The organism is Pseudonocardia wallangbongensis (assembly GCF_054486945.1).
The window spans coordinates 308,255-326,726 of sequence record NZ_JBRERS010000006.1 but is presented as its reverse complement, the minus strand read 5'-3'; the positions used below and the strand labels follow the sequence as shown (position 1 = coordinate 326,726).

At 71.5% G+C, this 18,472-nt stretch carries 20 protein-coding genes; 15 read left to right on the top strand and 5 right to left on the bottom strand.

Going from position 1 to position 18,472, the window contains the following annotated elements; translation table 11 throughout:
* Window positions 1-19: 19 nt before the first annotated feature.
* Window positions 20-400, top strand: a complete 381-nt coding sequence (gene tatB, locus ACU436_RS23660) for a Sec-independent protein translocase protein TatB (RefSeq protein WP_459028748.1) — start codon at window positions 20-22, stop codon at window positions 398-400.
* A 12-nt stretch (window positions 401-412) separates the two neighbouring features.
* On the opposite strand, the gene ACU436_RS23655 is transcribed toward tatB, so the two are convergent.
* A complete protein-coding gene (locus ACU436_RS23655) occupies window positions 413-1,792 on the bottom strand; it encodes an amidase (RefSeq protein ID WP_459028746.1) in 1,380 nt (459 codons plus the stop codon).
* Window positions 1,789-2,652 (bottom strand): D-2-hydroxyacid dehydrogenase, encoded by an 864-nt coding sequence (locus tag ACU436_RS23650; protein WP_459029100.1) that lies wholly within the window; start codon window positions 2,650-2,652, stop codon window positions 1,789-1,791. Before ACU436_RS23650 ends, ACU436_RS23655 begins: the two co-directional genes overlap by 4 nt.
* A gap of 201 nt (window positions 2,653-2,853) precedes the next feature.
* Between ACU436_RS23650 and ACU436_RS23645 the strand changes: the two genes are divergently transcribed.
* From ACU436_RS23645 to ACU436_RS23620, 6 genes are all read left to right on the top strand, one after another.
* Window positions 2,854-3,348, top strand: a complete 495-nt coding sequence (locus ACU436_RS23645) for a DUF3830 family protein (protein WP_459028744.1) — start codon at window positions 2,854-2,856, stop codon at window positions 3,346-3,348.
* A 5-nt stretch (window positions 3,349-3,353) separates the two neighbouring features.
* Window positions 3,354-4,118 (top strand): maleate cis-trans isomerase family protein, encoded by a 765-nt coding sequence (locus ACU436_RS23640; protein ID WP_459028742.1) that lies wholly within the window; start codon window positions 3,354-3,356, stop codon window positions 4,116-4,118.
* Window positions 4,115-4,828, top strand: a complete 714-nt coding sequence (locus ACU436_RS23635; protein WP_459028741.1) for a maleate cis-trans isomerase family protein — start codon at window positions 4,115-4,117, stop codon at window positions 4,826-4,828. Before ACU436_RS23640 ends, ACU436_RS23635 begins: the two co-directional genes overlap by 4 nt.
* Window positions 4,829-4,841: 13 nt before the next feature.
* On the top strand, window positions 4,842-5,522 hold the full coding sequence (locus tag ACU436_RS23630) for a GntR family transcriptional regulator (RefSeq protein WP_459028739.1): 681 nt from the start codon (window positions 4,842-4,844) through the stop codon (window positions 5,520-5,522).
* A 29-nt stretch (window positions 5,523-5,551) separates the two neighbouring features.
* The gene (locus ACU436_RS23625) at window positions 5,552-5,890 is read left to right on the top strand and encodes a cupin domain-containing protein (protein WP_459028737.1); all 339 of its coding nucleotides are present in this window, start codon (window positions 5,552-5,554) and stop codon (window positions 5,888-5,890) included.
* Between the two features lie 83 nt (window positions 5,891-5,973).
* The gene (locus tag ACU436_RS23620) at window positions 5,974-7,221 is read left to right on the top strand and encodes an aspartate aminotransferase family protein (RefSeq protein WP_459028735.1); all 1,248 of its coding nucleotides are present in this window, start codon (window positions 5,974-5,976) and stop codon (window positions 7,219-7,221) included.
* Between the two features lie 151 nt (window positions 7,222-7,372).
* Here the strand turns inward: ACU436_RS23620 and ACU436_RS23615 are convergent, their stop codons facing one another.
* Complete coding sequence (locus tag ACU436_RS23615; protein WP_459028733.1) at window positions 7,373-8,521, bottom strand: Mrp/NBP35 family ATP-binding protein; 1,149 nt, start codon at window positions 8,519-8,521, stop codon at window positions 7,373-7,375.
* A gap of 155 nt (window positions 8,522-8,676) precedes the next feature.
* Between ACU436_RS23615 and ACU436_RS23610 the strand changes: the two genes are divergently transcribed.
* Entirely contained in the window at window positions 8,677-9,129 is a 453-nt protein-coding gene (locus tag ACU436_RS23610) for a MarR family winged helix-turn-helix transcriptional regulator (protein WP_459029098.1), read from the top strand.
* Here ACU436_RS23610 and ACU436_RS23605 read toward each other — a convergent pair.
* Window positions 9,104-9,619 carry a DUF1003 domain-containing protein gene (locus ACU436_RS23605; protein ID WP_459028731.1) on the bottom strand — a complete coding sequence of 172 codons (516 nt, stop codon included), beginning with the start codon at window positions 9,617-9,619 and terminating at the stop codon, window positions 9,104-9,106. The two genes, ACU436_RS23610 and ACU436_RS23605, sit on opposite strands and share 26 nt — an antisense overlap.
* A complete protein-coding gene (locus ACU436_RS23600) occupies window positions 9,612-10,880 on the bottom strand; it encodes a magnesium transporter MgtE N-terminal domain-containing protein (RefSeq protein ID WP_459028729.1) in 1,269 nt (422 codons plus the stop codon). Before ACU436_RS23600 ends, ACU436_RS23605 begins: the two co-directional genes overlap by 8 nt.
* A gap of 106 nt (window positions 10,881-10,986) precedes the next feature.
* On the opposite strand from ACU436_RS23600, the gene ACU436_RS23595 reads away from it, so the two are divergent.
* From ACU436_RS23595 to ACU436_RS23565, 7 genes are all read left to right on the top strand, one after another.
* Window positions 10,987-11,946 carry an HpcH/HpaI aldolase/citrate lyase family protein gene (locus ACU436_RS23595; RefSeq protein WP_459028727.1) on the top strand — a complete coding sequence of 320 codons (960 nt, stop codon included), beginning with the start codon at window positions 10,987-10,989 and terminating at the stop codon, window positions 11,944-11,946.
* A 97-nt stretch (window positions 11,947-12,043) separates the two neighbouring features.
* Window positions 12,044-13,237, top strand: a complete 1,194-nt coding sequence (locus ACU436_RS23590; protein ID WP_459028725.1) for an acyl-CoA dehydrogenase family protein — start codon at window positions 12,044-12,046, stop codon at window positions 13,235-13,237.
* 127 nt (window positions 13,238-13,364) lie between these two features.
* The gene (locus ACU436_RS23585; protein ID WP_459028723.1) at window positions 13,365-13,883 is read left to right on the top strand and encodes a general stress protein; all 519 of its coding nucleotides are present in this window, start codon (window positions 13,365-13,367) and stop codon (window positions 13,881-13,883) included.
* Between the two features lie 151 nt (window positions 13,884-14,034).
* A complete protein-coding gene (locus ACU436_RS23580) occupies window positions 14,035-15,393 on the top strand; it encodes an extracellular solute-binding protein (protein WP_459028722.1) in 1,359 nt (452 codons plus the stop codon).
* On the top strand, window positions 15,393-16,355 hold the full coding sequence (locus ACU436_RS23575) for a carbohydrate ABC transporter permease (RefSeq protein WP_459028720.1): 963 nt from the start codon (window positions 15,393-15,395) through the stop codon (window positions 16,353-16,355). The genes ACU436_RS23580 and ACU436_RS23575 overlap by 1 nt, the downstream gene beginning before the upstream one ends.
* A gap of 1 nt (window position 16,356) precedes the next feature.
* On the top strand, window positions 16,357-17,193 hold the full coding sequence (locus ACU436_RS23570) for a carbohydrate ABC transporter permease (protein ID WP_459028718.1): 837 nt from the start codon (window positions 16,357-16,359) through the stop codon (window positions 17,191-17,193).
* 4 nt (window positions 17,194-17,197) lie between these two features.
* Window positions 17,198-18,403, top strand: coding sequence for an ABC transporter ATP-binding protein (locus ACU436_RS23565; protein ID WP_459028716.1), 1,206 nt, complete (start codon window positions 17,198-17,200; stop codon window positions 18,401-18,403).
* The last annotated feature ends 69 nt before the right edge of the window (window positions 18,404-18,472 follow it).

Here is an 18,472-nt window from a genome sequence, read left to right as displayed (position 1 = left end):
CAACACGTAGGCTGACAACGTGTTCGACAGCGTCGGCTGGGGCGAGATCCTCGTGTTGATCGTGGCCGGCCTGTTCATCCTCGGCCCGGAGCGGCTGCCGTCGGCGGCGGCGTGGGCCGGCAAGGCCGTCCGGCAGGTCCGCGAGTACGCCACGGGCGCGCGCGAGCAGTTGCGCGGCGAGCTCGGCCCGGAGTTCGACGAGCTGCGCAAGCCGCTCGAGGAACTGCGGGGCCTGCGGAGCTTCAACCCGCGCACGGCCGTCACCCGCACCCTGTTCGACGACGACCCGCCCAAGCCGAACGGCTACACCCCGAACCTCACCAAGCCCGCGCCGCCTGCGCCCGCGCCGGAGCGGTTGGCGAAGAACGAGGTCCCCCCGGTCGACCCCGACGCCACCTGAGCCCTCGTCGGGTCAGGGGCGGCGGGTGTGCCAGTCCGTCGCCTGCTGGAACGCGTCGGCCGCGGCCAGCACCGCGTTGTCGGCGTGGCGCGGGCCGATGATGTGCAGGCCCACCGGAAGGTCCTCGGCGAAGCCGCACGGCACACTCGCCGCGGGCTGCTGGGTCATGTTGAACGGGTAGGTGAACGGTGTCCACGTCGTCCACCGCTCCTGTGGCCAGCCGCCGGGCACCTCGACCCCCGCCTCGAAGGCCGGTATCGGCAGCGTCGGGGTGAGCAGCAGTTCGTAGCGGGTGTGGAACTCGCCCATGAGGGTGCCGAGCTCGTTGCGCACCGCCATCGCGGTGAGGTAGTCCACGGCCGACGCCCGTGCGCCCTGCTCGCCGACGGCGACGAGGCCCGGGTCCATCAATGCGCGCTGCTCGGGCCCGAGGTGCTCGATCGACTTCGCCACGCCGCTGAACCACAGGGTCTCGAACGCCTCGATCGGGTCGGTGAAGCCGGGATCCGCCTCCTCGACGTGGGCGCCGAGCTCGCTGAACACCCGCACCGCCGCCGCGAACGCCGCCGCGACCCCTGGGTGCACGTCGACGTGGCCGAGTGTGGGGCTGACCGCGATCCGCAGCCCGGCGACACCCGCGTCGAGCGCGGCGACGGCGCTGCCGGTGGGGGCGAGCGCCCACGGGTCGCGCGGGTCGGCGCCGGACAGCACGTCGAGCAGCAACGCGGCGTCGGCGGCGGAGCGGGTCATCGGGCCGACGTGGGCGAGCGGGCCGAACGGGCTCGGCGGGAAGTGCGGCACGCGCCCGTAGGTGGGCTTGAGGGCGGTGGTGCCGGTGAAGGCGGCCGGGATGCGCACGGAACCACCGCCGTCGGTGCCGAGGGAGAGCGGCCCCATCCCGAGGAGGACGGCCGCCGCGCTGCCGCCGGACGAGCCGCCCGCCGTCCGCGTGGGGTCCCACGGGTTGCGGGTGACGCCGGTCAGCGGGTTGTCCGTCACACCCTTCCAACCCAGCTCCGGCGTGGTCGTCTTGCCGAGCAGCACGGCACCCTGCTCGCGGACGCGCGCGACGTGCGGCCCGTCGACGTCCCACGACCCGCTCGCCTCGACGGTGCGTGAGCCGCGGAGCGTGGGCCAGCCGCGGGTGAGCAGGATGTCCTTGATGGAGATCGGCACGCCGTCCAGCGCACCGGCCGGTTCCCCCCGCCGCCAGCGTTCCTCGGACTCCTTGGCGGCGCCCAGCGCGGCGTCCGCGTCCACCAGGCAGAACGCGTTCACCTCCGGGTCGTGCCGGTTGATCCGTTGCAGCGCCGCCTCGGTGGCCTCGATGGGCGAGAGGTCGCCGGTGCGGTAGGCCGCGAGCAGTTCGGTCGCGGTCAGGTCGGCGGTCACGTCCCACCTCCGGTCGTCACGTAGCCCAACGTCTTGTCCACGACGTTGTGCAGTGGTTCACCCGCCCGGTAGCGGGCGAGGTTGTGGCGGAACACCTCCACCAACTCCTGCCGCCAGCCGATCAGGTCGCCGGACATGTGCGGCGAGACGATCACGCCGGGCTGCGTCCACAGCGGCGAGTCGGCGGGGAGGGGCTCGTGCGCGAAGACGTCCAGGGCCGCGCCCGCGATCCGCCCGTCCCGCAGCGCGTCGACGAGGTCCGGCTCGACGACGAGCGGCCCCCGGCCCACGTTGATCACCCGGGCCGACGGGCGGAGCCGGGCCAGCGCGGTGGCGTCGAGCATGCCGCGGGTGGCGTCGGTGAGCGGCGCGGCGAGCACGAGCCAGTCGGCGCCGGGCAGGAGGCCGGGCAGGCCGTCGAAGTCGCGGCGCCCGACCAGTTCCACGTCCATCCCGACGGCGCCGAGCAGCCCCGCGATCGCGCGTCCGATCGGACCCCCTCCGACGACGACGGCGCGGCGTCCGGTGATCGGCTCGGTCTCGCGGTGGCGCCACTCGCGGTGGGCCTGCGCTGCGAGTGTGCCGGGGAGGTCCTTGGCCATCGCGAGCACCAGCCCGAGCACGTACTCGGCCATCGGCCGGTCGAACACGCCGCGGGAGTTGGTCAGCGTGACGTCGGACTCGAGCAGGCCGGGGAAGGTGAGTCGGTCGACGCCGGCGCTCGCGGTGTGGACCCAGCGCAGGGAGTCGGCGGCGGGCCACGCGTCCCGCACCGCGTCCGAGAGGAAGTCCCAGACGAGCAGCACCTCGGCGCCGGCCAGCGCATCGGCGAGCGAGGAGGCATCGGCCGCGAAGCGCATGCCGTCGAGCACGAGGCCCGGCGGTCGGTCCTCACCGTGCAATACGGCGATCTGCGGAGCGCCTCGCTGACCAGCGGGAACGGGCAATTCGAGAGGACCTTCCCGAGCAGGGGGCGAGGATTGACACGCTAGGAAGCGCTCGTACTATTGTCAACAATCCGCGGCGCCGCGGTACCCCCCTCTGACGCCGGGAGCGGCCTCATGTCCAAGTTCCTCCGCATCAGCCTCGCCCGTCGTGGCGTGTCCTGCGTGGCTGAGCTGCTGGAGAAGGAGGCGCCGCGCACCACCGCAGCGGTGTGGCGCGCCCTCGAGACCGGCCCGCTGGGTGGCGACGCCCAGCATGCCAAGTACGCGCGCAACGAGGTGTACACGATCGTGCCCCGGTTCGCGGAGATCGGCCGGGAGAACCCCACGGTCACGCCGATACCCGGGGACGTCGTGCTGTTCGACTTCGGGGGCGGCATGCTGGACAGCGCGTTCAAGGCCGACCAGGGGATCGACGAGAACTCGGGTGGGATCGACCTGGCGATCTTCTACGGCCGCAACAACCTGCTGATCAACGGGGACGTCGGCTGGGTACCGGGCAACGTCTACGCCTCGATCACGGAGGGGCTCGACGTGATGGCCGAGGCATGCCATGACGTCTGGCGCTCCGGCAGCGTGGGCGAGCGCCTGGTGTACGAGCGGCTCGGGTAGCCACCGTGCCCACCGAGCTCTCGGTCGGTCTCACCGAGCCGGACCAGCAGCAGGGGATCGGGGTGGTCGCCCCGTTCGACTTCGCCCTCGACCGCGAGCTGTGGCGATGGGCGCCGGAGGACGTGTCGCTCTACCTCACCCGGCTGCCGTTCTTCACCACACCGGTCACCGTCGAGATGGCGGTGGCGTGCGGCGACCGCCGTGCCGTGCGCCGGGCCACCCGGGACGTGCTCACCCCGCAACCCGGCGTGGTCATCTACGCGTGCACGTCCGGCAGCTTCGTGGAGGGCGCCACCGGCGAGGAGGTGCTGCGCCGCACGATGGAGGACGCGGGCGCCCCGGTCGCGCGCACCACGTCGGGGGCGCTGATCTCCGCGCTGCACGCGCTCGGCGTGTCCCGGCTGGCGATCGCCACCCCGTACGTCGAACCGGTCACGCGCCGGCTCGTCGCCTACCTCGCCGAGCACGGCGTCACCACGGTGTCGAGCGAGGGCCTCGGCCTGCTCGGCAACATCTGGCGGGTCACGTACTCGGAGGTCGTGGAGATCGTGCGCGCGGCCGACAACCCCGCGGCGGAGGCGCTGTTCATCAGCTGCACGAACGTGCCCACCTACGACCTCATCGAGCCCCTCGAGCAGGCGCTCGGCAAGCCCGTGCTCACCGCCAACCAGGTCACCATGTGGGCCGCCCTCCGCGCCATGGGCCGCGATGCGGTCGGCGGAGGGAGCCTCCTCGCCAGCCACGACCACCTCACACCGGGAGCCGCATGACCACCCCCACCGTCGGAATCCTCTACCCCGGCTACTCCGCCGAGGACGACTATCCGCTGGCTGAATCGCTGCTCGATGGACCGCGGCTGCCGCTGGTGCACACGCTCATGCGCGAGGACGCCCACCGCGTCGACGCGCTGCTCGACATCGGCGGCGACGACGTGCTGGCCGACGGCGTGCGGACGCTCGGGGACTCCTTGGACTCCGTGGTCTGGGCGTGCACGAGCGGGAGCTTCGTCTTCGGCTGGGACGGCGCAACGGCCCAGGTCGAGGCGCTGGGCGCGGTGGCGGGCGTGCCGGCGTCGAGCACGTCGTTCGCGTTCGTCGACGCGTGCGCGCGGCTGGGCGTCGACAGGGTCGCGGTGGGGGCGACGTACCCCGACGACGTCGCCGAGCGGTTCGTCGCCTTCCTCGCCACCGCCGGGATCGAGGTGCTCTCGCTCTCGGCCAAGGGGATCATCACCGCGGCCGAGGTCGGCACCCTGCCGCGCGAGGCCGTGCTGGAGTTCGCGGCGGCGGCCGACCACTCGGACGCGCAGGCCGTGCTGCTGCCCGACACCGCGCTGCACACGGTCGGCCTGCTCGACGCGCTGGACGCCCGGGTCGGCAAGCCAGTGCTCACGGCCAACCAGGTGAGCATCTGGCAGGGGCTGCGCCTCGCCGGCGCGGACACCCCGCGGCCCGGCTTCGGTGCGCTCTTCGCCGGTTGATCAGGGAGATCACTTGGACCTCAGCGAGATGGAGCCCGTCGAACGACGATCCACGGCCGCGATCGTCGCCGACCGGATCCGCACAGCGATCATGCGTGGCACGTTCCCGCCCGGCACCCAGCTCGGCGAGGTCGAGCTCGCGGCCGCGCTGGGTGTCAGCAGGGGACCGCTGCGGGAGGCGATGCAGCGGCTCGTGGCCGAGGGGTTGTTGCACAGCGAGCGCCACCGGGGGCTCTTCGTGCGCGAACTCGACGCGGCCGACGTGCGCGACGTGTACACCGCCCGCGCCGCCGTGGAGCGCGCCGCGGGCCTGCTGCTGCTCGCCGGTGACCGGGCCGCCGCCGCCGAGCGCCTGTCCGACGCGTTGTCCCGGATGGAGGCCGTCGCCGACGACCCCGTCGCGCTCGCCGACGCCGACCACGCCTTCCACGCCGAGTTCGTGGCCGCGTCGGGCAGCCCGCGGCTGCACCGGATGGCCGAGACGTTGCTCGTCGAGACCCGGATGTGCCTTGCCGCCCTGCAGGAGACCCTCCCACCGGCGGCCGCGCTGATCGCCGAGCACCGCGAGCTGCGGGACGCGGTCCGCGACGGGGACGCCGAGCTGATGGCGGCCGTGCTCGAGGCGCACATGGCCGACGCGGTGGAACGGATCCTCGCCCCCGGCGCGTCGCCCGCGCCGGCCGTGCCCGCCTGAAACCCTCCCGGCGGGGCAGTATCGGGACCATGACCGCTCCAGCCGTGCTCAGCTTCCTCGTCGACGGCGCGATGTCCGGCCAGTTCGCCGGCCGTGACCACGGCGCAGGCGTCTCCGTGATCTTCGTCGACACGGACCGCCCCGGCGCGGGTCCGCGCCTGCACCGGCACCCCTACGACGAGACGTTCGTGATGCACAGCGGCGAGGCGGAGTTCACCGTCGCGGGCGAGCGGCTGACCGCCCGGGCCGGCCAGGTGGTCGTGGTGCCGCCGCGGACGCCGCACAAGTTCGTGAACACCGGCACCGACCGGTTGGTGATGACGAACATCCACGCGAGCGACGAGATCGTGACGGAGTGGCTCGAGTAGGCGGCAGCACTTGCCTCGGGGCCGCCCTGCATGTTTCCATCGAGCAGGATTGTCGACAATCGGACAACGTTCAAGGAGTAGGCATGGCCCGTTTGTCCCCGGCGCTCAAGCAGGCGACCCCCGTGCAGGTCGCCCGCGGCGAGGGTGTGCACGTGTACGACCTCGACGGCCGCCGCTACCTCGACTTCACCGCCGGGATCGGCGTCACGAGCACCGGGCACTGCCACCCCCGGGTCGTCGCGGCCGCGCAGGAGCAGGTGGCCACGCTCATCCACGGCCAGTACACGACCGTCATGCACCAGCCGCTCCTCCGGCTGACCGAGCGGCTGGGCGACGTGCTGCCCACGGGCCTGGACAGCGTGTTCTTCATGAACTCCGGGAGCGAGGCCGTCGAGGCGTCGGTGCGGCTCGCCCGCCAGGCCACCGGCCGCCCGCTGGTCGTCGCGTTCGACGGCGGCTTCCACGGCCGCACGATGGGCGCCGCCGCGCTCACCACGTCCGGGGCGAAGATCCGGGCCGGCATCGGACCGCTCATGGGCGGTGTCGAGTTCGCGCCGTTCCCGTACGCGTTCCGGTACGGCTGGAGCGATGACGAGACCGTCCGGTTCTGCCTGCGCGAGCTGGACCGGTTGCTGATCACCGCCGCCCCGGCGGCCGACGTCGCCGCGTTCATCATCGAGCCGGTGCTGGGCGAGGGCGGGTACGTGCCCACCCCGCCGGCGTTCCTCGCCGGTCTGCGCGAGCGGGCCGACGCGCACGGCATCCTGCTGATCGCCGACGAGGTGCAGACCGGGTTCGGGCGCACCGGGAAGTTCTGGGGCCACCAGCACACCGACGGCGCCATCCCGGACATCCTGATCACCGCGAAGGGCCTGGCGAGCGGGTTCCCGCTGTCCGGCATCGCCGCCAGCGAGGAACTGATGGCCAAGGCGTGGCCGGGCTCGCAGGGCGGCACCTACGGCGGCAACGCGGTGGCCTGCGCGGCCGCGCTCGCCACGCTCGACGTCATCGAGGGGGAGGGGCTCGTCGCGAACGCCGCCGAGCAGGGCCTGCGCCTGCGCGACGGCCTGCAGAAGGTGGCGGCCGACCACCCGGGCATCGCCGACGTCCGCGGGCTCGGTCTGATGGTCGGCAACGAGTTCTGCACGCCCGACGGCGCTCCGGACAGCGCGGGCGCCACGCGTGCCCACGCGGCCGCCGCGGAGAAGGGCCTGCTCCTGCTCACCTGCGGCCCGCACGGCAACGTCGTGCGGATGATCCCGCCGCTGATCGTCACGGCCGAGCAGGTGGACGAGGCCGTCGCGATCTGGGCCGACGCCGTCCGCTCCTGACCCGAGGGGGACGACGGGACACCAGCGTCGCCGGCGGCATGTGCGACGGCGGCGTAGCTGCCCAGCTCCGCGGCGGCCTCCGGGGGCACTTCACACATCCTGAGTGTGTGAAGTCGGCTTGATCCCCGCGGCAGTCCCGGCTTCGGCGTGCCTACTTCCGCACCGGGGAGATGTTGAGGCTCATCCCAGCGAGGCCACGGGAGCGCACGGTGAGCTTCTCGGCCACCGCTCGGAGGGCCGTGGCCGCCGGGCTCTCGGGCTCCGACAGGACGATCGGGGTGCCGGAGTCGCCGCACTCGCGCAGCCGGGGCTCCAGCGGCACCTGGCCGAGCAGCGGCACGGGCGCGCCGACGGCCTGGGTGAGCGAGTCGGAGACCGTCTGCCCGCCGCCGGCGCCGAAGACCTCCATGCGGGTGCCGTCGGGCAGCTCCATCCAGGACATGTTCTCCACGACCCCGGCGAGGCGCTGGCGGGTCTGCAGCGCGATCGAGCCGGCCCGCTCGGCCACCTCGGCGGCGGCCATCTGGGGGGTGGTGACGACCAGCAGCTCCGCGTTGGGCACGAGCTGCGCGGTGGAGATCGCGATGTCGCCGGTGCCGGGGGGCAGGTCGAGCAGCAGGACGTCGAGGTCGCCCCAGAAGACGTCGGCGAGGAACTGCTGCAGTGCCCGGTGCAGCATCGGGCCGCGCCAGACCACGGCGTCGTTGCCCGGGGTGAACATGCCGATCGAGATGACCTTCACCCCGTGCGCCTGCGGCGGCATGATCATGTCGTCGACCTTGGTGGGCCGGTCGGCCGTGCCGAGCATCCGCGGCACCGAGTGGCCGTAGATGTCGGCGTCCACGACACCGACCTTCAGGCCCTTGGTGGCCATCGCCGCGGCGAGGTTGACGGTGACCGAGGACTTGCCGACCCCGCCCTTGCCGGACGCCACGCAGTAGACGCGGGTGAGCGAGCCGGGCTGGGCGAAGGGGATCACCGGTTCGGCCGCGTCGCCCCGGAGGCTGCGGCGCAGCTCGTGGCGCTGCTCGTCGCTCATGACGTCGAGCTCGACCTCGACCGCGGTGACGCCCGCGACCTTCGTGACGGCCTCGGTGACGCGGGAGGTGATCGTCTCGCGCATCGGGCAGCCGGCGACGGTGAGGTACACCCCGACGTGCGCCCGGCCCTCCGGCGTGATGTCGACGCCCTTCACCATGCCCAGGTCGGTGATCGGCTTGTGGATCTCGGGGTCGTCGACGGTGGCGAGCGCGGCCCGCACGGCCTGCTCGAGGGTGCTGGTGCTCTCGGTGGTGGACATCAGAGGTTCCGCTGGACCTTCCATCGACGGCGCGACGCTGCCGGGCGCGGCTGCGCGCGCCCCTTTCGTCCACTGTACGTCCGTGCCCTTGTCCGCCCAGCTCCGTAGCATCATTGCCCGTGACGGACTCCGCGGCCACCAGAACGGACAGCCCGATGCACGGCGTGCCGCGGTCGAGCCCCACCCGTGACCAGCTGTCGGCCTGGCGTTCGTTCCTGCGGGCCCACGCGTCCATCACGCGGGCGCTGGAGGTCGAGCTGCTCGCCGAGCAGGACCTGCCGCTCGCCTCCTACGACGTGCTGGTGCAGCTGGCCGAGGCGCCCGAGCGGCGCCTGCGGATGACGGAGCTCGCCGACGCGGTCCTGCTGTCCCGCTCGGGTGTCACCCGCCTGGTCGACCGGCTGGAGAAGGGCGGGCTGGTGGCCCGCTGCCCCGTGGAGAGCGACGGGCGTGGCGTGGCCGCCCGGCTCACCGACGCCGGGCTCGACCGCCTGCGCACCGCGTCCCGCACCCACCTGCGGGGTGTCGCACGCCACTTCGTCAGCCGGCTCGACGAGTCCGACCTGCGCGTGCTGGAACGGATCAGCCGGCACCTCGCCGACGGGTGACGCGTTCGGTGGCCACCGGCGCCTGGTCGCCGCCGAGCCGGTCGCAGAGCTTGTCGAGCTCCCCGCGCAGGTAGTCCCGGGTGGCCACCTCCCCGAGCGCGATGCGCAGCGCGGCGAGCTCCCGGGCGAGGTACTCGGTGTCGGCCTTGGTGCGCTCCGCGCGGGCGCGGTCCTCCTCGAGCGACACGCGGTCGCGGTCGTCCTGGCGGTTCTGGGCCAGCAGGATCAGCGGCGCCGCGTAGGCGGCCTGGGTGGAGAAGGCCAGGTTGAGCAGGATGAACGGGTAGGGGTCCCACCGGCCCGACCAGGCCACGAGGTTCAGCGCGATCCACACCGCGACCACCACGGTCTGCACGGCGAGGAAGCGGCCGGTGCCCATGAAGCGGGCGATCCGCTCGGACAGCCGGGAGAACCACTCGGGGTCGACCTCGAACCGGGCACGCCCGAGCAGCGGCTGGTCCAGTCGGCGATGGGTGGTGATCTCAGGCATCCGACACCTCCGTCGTCTGTTCCTCGGGGTCGGTCAGCCGGTCGCGCCAGTCGGGCGGCAGCAGGTGGTCCAGCACATCGTCCACGGTGACGGCCCCCAGCAGGTGCTCCTCCGCGTCCACGACCGGACCGGCGACCAGGTTGTAGGCCGCGAAGTAGCGGGTGACGTCGCCGAGGGTTGCGTCCGGCGACAGCCTGGCGAGCTCGTGATCGACCACCCCGGCCACCAGCTCGAACGGCGCCGCCCGCAGCAGCCGCTGGGCGTGTGCGCACCCCAGGTAGCGCCCGGTCGGGGTGGCCGATGGCGGCCGGCAGACGAACACCATGCTGGCCAGGGCGGGTGGGATGTCCGGGTTCCGGATGTGGGCGAGCGCCTCGGCCACGGTGGCGTCCGGGCGCAGGATGACCGGCTCCGGCGTCATGAGGCCGCCCGCGGTGTCGGGCGAGTAGCTCATCAGCCGCCGCACCGGCTCCGACTCCTCGGGCTGCATCAGGGCGAGCAGCGCGTCGGACTCGGCGTCCGGCAGCTCGTGCAGCAGGTCCGCCGCGTCGTCGGGGGACATTGCCTCGAGGACGTCCGCCGCCCGTTCGGGGGACAGGTGCGCGAGCAGGGCGCGCTGGTCGGCCTCGGACAGCTCCTCGAACACGTCGGCGAGCCGCTCGTCGTCGAGGCCGTCGATCACCTCGTGCTGGCGCTTCTCCGGCAGCTCCGACAGTGCGGAGGCGACGTCGGCGGGCCGCATCGACTCGAACACCGCGAGCAGGCCCTCGGTGCCCTGCCGGTCGGACAACGAGAGCCCGGTGACCGCGCGCCACGGCAGCACCTGCACCGGCCCGCGCCTGCCGAGCCGGTGACGGCGGACGCGCACGGCGAGGCGCCCGACCACCCAGTCCCGGGAGCGGGTCGGCTCGATCGCGGCGTCGACGACCACAGCCTCCTCGCCGCTCTCGGCGATCCGGACGCGCGCGTCGAGCAGCTGGCCCACCAGCAGTCCCTCGTTGGGGCGCTGCGCGAACCCGCGGAGGCTGACCGAGCCCGTGGCGAGGGTGACGGCGCCCGGGTCGATCGCGGTGACCCGCAGCATCGGCACGAAGATGCGCCGCCGCGTGGCGAGCTCCACCACCACGCCGAGCACCCGCGGCGGGTTCGTGTCGACGCGCAGCGCGGCGACGAGGTCGCGCACCTTGCCGATGCGCTCCCCGTCGGGCCCGAACACGGCGAGACCGACCAGGCGCGCGGCGAAGACCCGGTCGGTGCCCATGGCCGGAAGCCTAGGCTGAGAGTCCCGTCACCTCGGGGAACGTCGGCATCGACGTCGTGTCAGCATCGGCGCAACCGACGCCGCGCTCGACGAGGAGTTCGCTCTCGTGACCACGAACCAGATCCGTGCCCGCCGGTCCTGCCTCGCCGTGCCGGGGTCGAGCCAGAAGTTCATCGACAAGGCCCGCACCCTGAACGCCGACCAGGTCTTCCTCGATCTGGAGGACGCGTGCGCGCCGCTGGCCAAGCCCGGGGCGCGCAAGACGATCGTGGAGGCGCTGAACGAGGGTGGCTGGGGCGAGCGGATCCGGGTGGTCCGGGTGAACGACTGGACCACCGAGTGGACCTATCGCGACGTCACCGAGGTGGTCGAGGGCGCGGGCGCGAACCTGGACGCGATCATGCTGCCGAAGGTGCAGACGGCCGAGCAGGTCGTGGCGCTGGACCTGCTGCTCGCGCAGATCGAGCGGGCGATGGGCTACGAGGTCGGCCGGATCGGCATCGAGGCCCAGATCGAGAACGCGCTGGGCCTGACGAACGTCAACGCGATCGCCACCGCGTCGCCGCGGGTCGAGACGATCATCTTCGGCCCGGCCGACTTCATGGCGTCGATCAACATGAAGTCGCTGGTGGTGGGGGAGCAGCCGCCCGGCTACGACGTGGGCGACGCCTACCACCACATCCTGATGAGCATCCTGATGGCGGCGCGGGCCCACGACAAGCAGGCCGTCGACGGGCCGTACCTGCAGATCAAGGACGTCGAGGGCTTCCGTCGGGTGGCCGGGCGTTCCGCGGCGCTGGGCTTCGACGGCAAGTGGGTGCTGCACCCCGGTCAGATCGACGCGGCGAACGAGACCTTCAGCCCCCGGCAGGAGGACTACGACCACGCCGAGAACATCCTCGACGCGTACGAGTGGTACACCTCGGAGTCCGGTGGCAAGCGCGGCGCGGCCATGATCGGCGATGAGATGATCGACGAGGCCAGCCGCAAGATGGCGCTGGTCATCTCCGGTAAGGGCCGGGCCGCCGGCATGCAGCGCACCGACCGCTGGAGCGCGCCCGAGTAGTGACGCGCGTCGCGCGCCCCGTGTGCGGACGTTCACAGCGCGCAGCCGCGAGGCCGGGTGATACTGACCGGTAACTCGCCCAGTGTCGGGAGGATCCATGGCCAAGCTCGCCCAGACCGCCGGTCTCACCGAGATCCAGCAGGAGATCCTGGCGACGGTCCGCACGTTCGTGGACAAGGAGATCCTCCCGCACGCCACCGCGCTGGAGCACGAGGACACCTACCCGCAGGACATCGTCGACGGGATGAAGGAGATGGGCCTGTTCGGGCTCACCATCCCGGAGGAGTTCGGCGGGCTCGGGGAGTCGCTGCTGACGTACGCGCTGGTCGTAGAACAGATCGCCCGGGGCTGGATGAGCGTCTCGGGTGTGATCAACACCCATTTCATCGTGGCGTACATGATCAGCCGGCACGGCACGGACGAGCAGAAGCAGCGCTACCTGCCGCGGATGGCCACCGGCGAGGTGCGCGGCTCGTTCTCGATGTCCGAGCCCGACCTGGGCTCCGACGTCGCGGCCATCAAGACGAAGGCCGTGCAGGACGGGGACACCTACGTCGTCGACGGCGCCAAGATGTGGCTGACCAACGGTGGCACGTCCAACCTCACCGCCGTGCTGGTGCGCACCGACGAGGGTGCGCCCAAGCCGCACCAGAACCTGACGACGTTCCTCGTCGAGAAGCCGACGGGGTACGGCGAGGTCGCGCCCGGGCTGGTCGTGCCCGGAAAGATCGACAAGATGGGCTACAAGGGTGTGGACACCACCGAGCTGGTGTTCAAGGGCTTCCGGGTGCCGGGCGAGCAGATCCTCGGGGGCAAGCGCGGCGGCGGCTTCGCCCAGATGATGGACGGTGTCGAGGTCGGGCGGGTCAACGTCGCGGCGCGCGGCTGCGGCATCGCGATCCGCGCGTTCGAGCTCGCCGTCGAGTACGCCCAGCAGCGCTCGACGTTCGGCAAGCCGATCGCGCAGCACCAGGCGATCGCGTTCAAGCTCGCGGAGATGGCCACCAAGGTCGAGGCCGCCCACCTGATGATGGTCAACGCGGCGCGGCTCAAGGACGCCGGCACCCGCAACGACGTCGAGGCGGGCATGGCGAAGCTGATGGCCAGCGAGTACGCCGCCGAGGTCACGCAGGAGTCGTTCCGCATCCACGGCGGCTACGGCTACTCCAAGGAGTACGAGATCGAGCGGCTGATGCGCGAGGCGCCGTTCCTGCTGATCGGCGAAGGTACCTCCGAGATCCAGAAGACGATCATCAGCCGGGGCCTGCTGCGGGAGTACAAGCTGCGGTAGGTGCGTGCGCGCCGGTACGTCCTCCATGTGATGATCGTCGGAATGGGCACTTCGTCCCTGCTCCTCGCGTTGAGATGATGGGCCGAGAGCACCAGGAGCCCAGACATCGAGGACTTGAGGAGGCCCCGTGACCACACCGTTCGGCGGCCCCGCGCGCACCGCGCCCGGACTGCCCAACCTGCCGACCCCGCCCACCGGGTGGCCGGTCGGTTCCTACGCCACGTACGAGGAGGCGCAGCGGGCCGTCGACCACCTGGCCGACTCGGACTTCCCCGTCCGTGACGTCACGATCGTCGGCGTCGACCTGATGCTGGTCGAGCGCGTCATCGGCCGCCTCACCTGGGGTCGTGTCCTCGCCTCCGGAGCCGCGTCCGGTGCGTGGTTCGGTCTGTTCGTCGGCCTGCTGCTGAGCCTGGTGAGCCAGGGTGGCAGCTCGTTCGGACCGATCCTGCTCGGCCTCGGCTTCGGTCTCGTGTTCGGGCTGATCTTCGCCGCGGTCACCTACGGCTTCTCCCGTGGACGGCGTGACTTCCAGTCGGTCAGCCAGCTCGTCGCCGGCCGGTACGACGTGCTGTGCCAGCCGCGCAACGCCGAGAAGGCCCGCGAGCTGCTGGCGAAGCTGGCCATGAGCGGGGGCCCGGCCTAAATTCTCCTTGTTCTTCCCCTAACCCTCCCCTGAGCGATTGCGACCACTCCGCCGCGCGCATAGGTTCTGATCACCGACCACGGGTCGTGATCGGTGTCACACTTGCGGGCGACGCTGCCTGGTCGTCTGCGCTCTCGGGACGGAGAAACGCATGGGGGAGCCGGTCCATTCGACGATCCGGCGGCCACGCGGGCGACCGCTCGCCGCGGCGACCTGTGGGCTCCTGGTCGCCGCAGCGGTGGCCGGGTGCAGTTCGGGCCCGGCGGGGCCGCCGGTGCTCAACTTCTACACGCCGGCGGACAACGCCAGCGGGTACGCGGCGGGGGCCGCGGCCTGCACCGAGGCGGCGAACGGCCGCTACGTGGTGACGCAGCAGACGCTGCCGAAGGCGGCGGACGACCAGCGGCTGCAGCTCGCCCGCCGCCTCGTCGCCGGTGACCCCGAGGTCGACCTGGTGGCCCTCGACGTCACCTGGACCGCGGAGTTCGCCGAGGCCGGCTGGATCGAGCCGTGGCCGGACGACGACGCCGCGGCCGTCGAGCAGGGCACGCTCGAAGGGGCGCTCGAGACCGCCCGGTACCAGGGCCGGCTGTGGGCGGCGCCGCTCAACACCAACACGCAGGTGCTCTGGTACCGCAAGGATCTGGCGCCGCAGCCCCCGCAGACGTGGGACCAGATGATCCAGATGTCGGAGGCGCTGCACGACAAGGGCCTGCCGTCCTACATCGAGACGCAGGCGGCGCAGTACGAGGGCATCTCGGTGTGGTTCAACACGCTGCTGACCAGCGCGGGCGGCCAGCTCGTGTCCGAGGACGGCGACGTGCTCGTCGACGACGGCGACGCCGCCCACAAGGCCACCTCGATCATGCAGCGGGTGGCGAGCTCACCGGCGAGCGACCCGTCCCTGTCGGTGGCGCAGGAGAACGACGGGCGCCTGCAGATGGAGGCCGGACTCGCGGCGTTCCAGGTCAACTACCCGTTCGTGAACGCCTCGATCAACACGCCCCCGCCGGACGGCGGGGGTGGCGGCACGTTCATCGACGATCAGGGCCGCCCGACCGGCGAGGACACCGGCCGCCGGGTCGTGGACGTCTTCGCGTGGGCGCCGTACCCGCGGGTGGACCCGAGCAAGCCGGCGACCGTCACCATCGGTGGTCTCAACATCGGTGTGAGCACCACCGGCGGCAACCAGGACCTGGCCTTCGAGGCCGCGCAGTGCCTGCGCAACCGCGAGAACCAGCTCACGAACGCCACCGAGGGTGGCGTGCCGCCGACGCTGTCCGCGCTGTACGACGACCCGGCGTTCCAGGCCGAGTACCCGGCGTGGGAGGCGATCCGCGACTCGTTGCAGACCGCGAGCGTGCGGCCGAAGACACCGGCCTACACGAGCATCTCGATCGTGCTCGCCGACCTGCTCAACCCGCCCGCGCAGATCGACCCGGACACGATCGTCCCGCGCATGGCGTCCGAGGTCGAGCGAGCCGTGAACTCGGAAGGACTGGTGCCCTGATGGCCGTCTCCAGCACGGCCCCGGCCGCCGAGGCCGAATCCTCCACCCGGACACCGAAGCACCGGGGCAAGCCCCCTCTGTCCGAGGGGGCGCGCGCCGAGCGGAAACTCGCCTACCTGCTCTGCGCCCCGGCCGTGATCATCATGGTCGCGGTCACCGCCTACCCCATCGGCTACGCGATCTGGCTGTCGCTGCAGCGTTACGACCTGCGCTTCCCCGCCGACCGGGCGTTCGCAGGCCTGTCGAACTACGCGGCCGTGCTGTCGTCGGGGTACTGGTGGTCGGCGTTCGGCGTCACGGTGCTGATCACCGTGATCTCGGTGGCGATCGAGTTCGTGCTCGGCCTCGCGCTCGCGCTGGTCATGCACCGCACGATCCTCGGCCGCGGGCTCACCCGCACCGTCGTGCTGATCCCGTACGGCATCGTCACCGTCGTCGCGGCCTTCAGCTGGCAGTTCGCCTGGACTCCCGACACCGGCTACCTGGCCAACATGCTCTCGGAGGGAAGCGCCCCGCTCACGGGTCAGGCATCGGCCATCGTGCTGATCATCATCGCCGAGGTCTGGAAGACCACGCCGTTCATGGCCCTGCTCCTACTGGCCGGCCTCGCGCTCGTGCCCGACGACCTGCTCAAGGCCGCCCAGGTGGACGGTGCCGGGCCGTGGGAGCGGCTCACGCAGATCATCCTGCCGATGATGAAGCCCGCGATCCTCGTGGCGCTGCTGTTCCGCACGCTCGACGCGTTCCGCATCTTCGACAACATCTACATCCTCACCGGCGGCTCGAACGGCACCGGATCGGTGTCCATGCTGGGTTACGACAACCTGTTCCGGGCGTTCAACCTCGGAATCGGGTCGGCGATCAGCGTGCTGATCTTCATCTGCGTCGCGCTGATCGCATTCCTCTTCATCAAGCTGTTCGGCGCGGCCGCGCCGGGCTCGGAGCCCGAGGGGAGGCGCTGACATGGCCGTCGCGACCACCGGAGCGGCGAAGAGCAAGTGGGCCGTGGCCAACACGCTGGTGCTGCTCTACGCACTCATCCCGGTGCTGTGGATCCTCAGCCTGTCGTTCAAACCGGCGAGCACCATCACCGACGGCAACTTCATCCCGCGCGAGTGGACGTTCGAGAACTACGCCCAGGTGTTCGGCGTCTCGCTGTTCACGAGCGCACTGGTCAACTCGATCGGCATCGCCGTGATCGCCACCGTGCTGTCCGTCGTGATCGGGACGATGGCGGCGTACGCGATCGCCCGGCTGAGGTTCCCCGGCAAGGGGCTGCTCGTCGGCGTGTCACTGCTGATCGCGATGTTCCCGCCGATCTCGCTCGTGAGCCCGCTGTTCGACATCGAGCGCACCATCGGGCTGTTCGACACCTGGCCCGGCCTGATCCTGCCCTACATCACGTTCTCGCTGCCGCTGGCGATCTACACGCTCTCGGCGTTCTTCCGCGAGATCCCGTGGGAGCTGGAGAAGGCCGCCAAGATGGACGGTGCCACGCCCCTGCAGGCGTTCCGGTCGGTGATCGTGCCGCTCGCCGCGCCGGGCGTGTTCACCACGGCCATCCTGGTGTTCATCTTCTGCTGGAACGACTTCCTGTTCGCGCTCTCGTTGACCTCCACCGAGCGCTCGCAGACGGCTCCCGTCGCGATCGCCAACTTCACCGGGGCCAGCGAGTTCGCCGAGCCGACCGGCTCGATCGCGGCGGCCGCCGTGCTGCTCACGATCCCGATCATCATCTTCGTGTTCTTCTTCCAGCGGCGCATCGTCGCCGGCCTGACCTCCGGTGCAGTGAAGGGCTGAGAAAGTGGCTGACATCGTCCTGGACCACATCACCAAGCGCTACCCCGACGGAACGGTCGGCGTCGACGACGCGAACTTCGAGATCGCCGACGGCGAGTTCATCATCCTGGTCGGCCCGTCCGGGTGCGGGAAGTCGACCACGCTCAACATGATCGCCGGGCTGGAGGACATCTCCGGCGGCGAGCTGCGCATCGGCGGCGAGCGGGTCAACGAGAAGGCGCCGAAGGACCGCGACATCGCGATGGTGTTCCAGTCCTACGCGCTCTACCCGCACATGACGGTGCGGGAGAACATGGGCTTCCCGCTCAAGCTCGCCAAGGTCGACAAGGCGGAGATCAACCGCAAGGTCGAGGAGGCCGCGCAGATCCTCGACCTCACCCACCACCTGGACCGCAAGCCCGCCAACATGTCCGGCGGCCAGCGACAGCGGGTGGCCATGGGGCGCGCGATCGTCCGCAGCCCGAAGGCGTTCCTCATGGACGAGCCGCTGTCGAACCTCGACGCCAAGCTCCGCGTGCAGATGCGCACGATGGTGTCCAAGCTGCAGCAGCGGCTCGAGACCACCACCGTCTACGTCACCCACGACCAGACCGAGGCGATGACCCTCGGCGACCGGATCGTCGTCATGCGGGGCGGCAAGGTCCAGCAGATCGGTTCGCCCCAGCACCTCTACGACGAGCCGGCCAACCTGTTCGTGGCCGGGTTCATCGGCTCGCCCGCGATGAACTTCCTGCCCGCCACGCTGGAGGACGGCCGGTTCCACACCGGTCTCGGCGAGATCCCGCTCGTCGACGAACTGCGCCGCGCCCTCGAGGCGGGCAAGGCGCCGCGCCAGCTGATCGTGGGCATCCGCCCCGAGCACTTCGAGGACGCCGCGCTGCTGGAGGAGCACCAGCGCTCCCGCGGCACCGTGTTCAGCGCCGAGGTGGACGTGCTGGAGTCGATGGGCTCGGACAAGTTCGCGTACTTCTCGGTGGAGGGCGAGCAGGCGATGTCCGACGACCTCGCAGACCTCGCCGCCGACGCCGGCACCGCCGACGTGCCCGGCGGCGACGCCGGCACCCTGGTCACCCGGCTGTCGGCCACCTCGGGCGCCACTGAGGGCGAGAGCGTCGACGTCTGGCTGGACACAAGCAAGATCCAGGTGTTCGACCCGGCGAGTGGCCGCAACCTGACGACGGCGGAACCGGCCCCGGTGGCGGCCGGCTAGGCCGTCCGGATTGCTGCAACTCGCTGGTGGTCGCCATCCGGTTCAGTGTCGCCCGCCAGGAGCGCGACG

Excerpts from the sequence above, each read along its gene's own strand:
- ACU436_RS23650 (WP_459029100.1), bottom strand. The coding sequence starts at position 2,652 with ATGCGCTTCGCGGCCGATGCCTCCTCGCTCGCCGATGCGCTGGCCGGC.
- ACU436_RS23645 (WP_459028744.1), top strand. The coding sequence starts at position 2,854 with ATGTCCAAGTTCCTCCGCATCAGCCTCGCCCGTCGTGGCGTGTCCTGC.
- ACU436_RS23635 (WP_459028741.1), top strand. The coding sequence starts at position 4,115 with ATGACCACCCCCACCGTCGGAATCCTCTACCCCGGCTACTCCGCCGAG.
- ACU436_RS23625 (WP_459028737.1), top strand. The coding sequence starts at position 5,552 with ATGACCGCTCCAGCCGTGCTCAGCTTCCTCGTCGACGGCGCGATGTCC.
- ACU436_RS23620 (WP_459028735.1), top strand. The coding sequence starts at position 5,974 with ATGGCCCGTTTGTCCCCGGCGCTCAAGCAGGCGACCCCCGTGCAGGTC.
- ACU436_RS23615 (WP_459028733.1), bottom strand. The coding sequence starts at position 8,521 with ATGTCCACCACCGAGAGCACCAGCACCCTCGAGCAGGCCGTGCGGGCC.
- ACU436_RS23610 (WP_459029098.1), top strand. The coding sequence starts at position 8,677 with ATGCACGGCGTGCCGCGGTCGAGCCCCACCCGTGACCAGCTGTCGGCC.
- ACU436_RS23605 (WP_459028731.1), bottom strand. The coding sequence starts at position 9,619 with ATGCCTGAGATCACCACCCATCGCCGACTGGACCAGCCGCTGCTCGGG.
- ACU436_RS23600 (WP_459028729.1), bottom strand. The coding sequence starts at position 10,880 with ATGGGCACCGACCGGGTCTTCGCCGCGCGCCTGGTCGGTCTCGCCGTG.
- ACU436_RS23590 (WP_459028725.1), top strand. The coding sequence starts at position 12,044 with ATGGCCAAGCTCGCCCAGACCGCCGGTCTCACCGAGATCCAGCAGGAG.
- ACU436_RS23580 (WP_459028722.1), top strand. The coding sequence starts at position 14,035 with ATGGGGGAGCCGGTCCATTCGACGATCCGGCGGCCACGCGGGCGACCG.
- ACU436_RS23575 (WP_459028720.1), top strand. The coding sequence starts at position 15,393 with ATGGCCGTCTCCAGCACGGCCCCGGCCGCCGAGGCCGAATCCTCCACC.
- ACU436_RS23570 (WP_459028718.1), top strand. The coding sequence starts at position 16,357 with ATGGCCGTCGCGACCACCGGAGCGGCGAAGAGCAAGTGGGCCGTGGCC.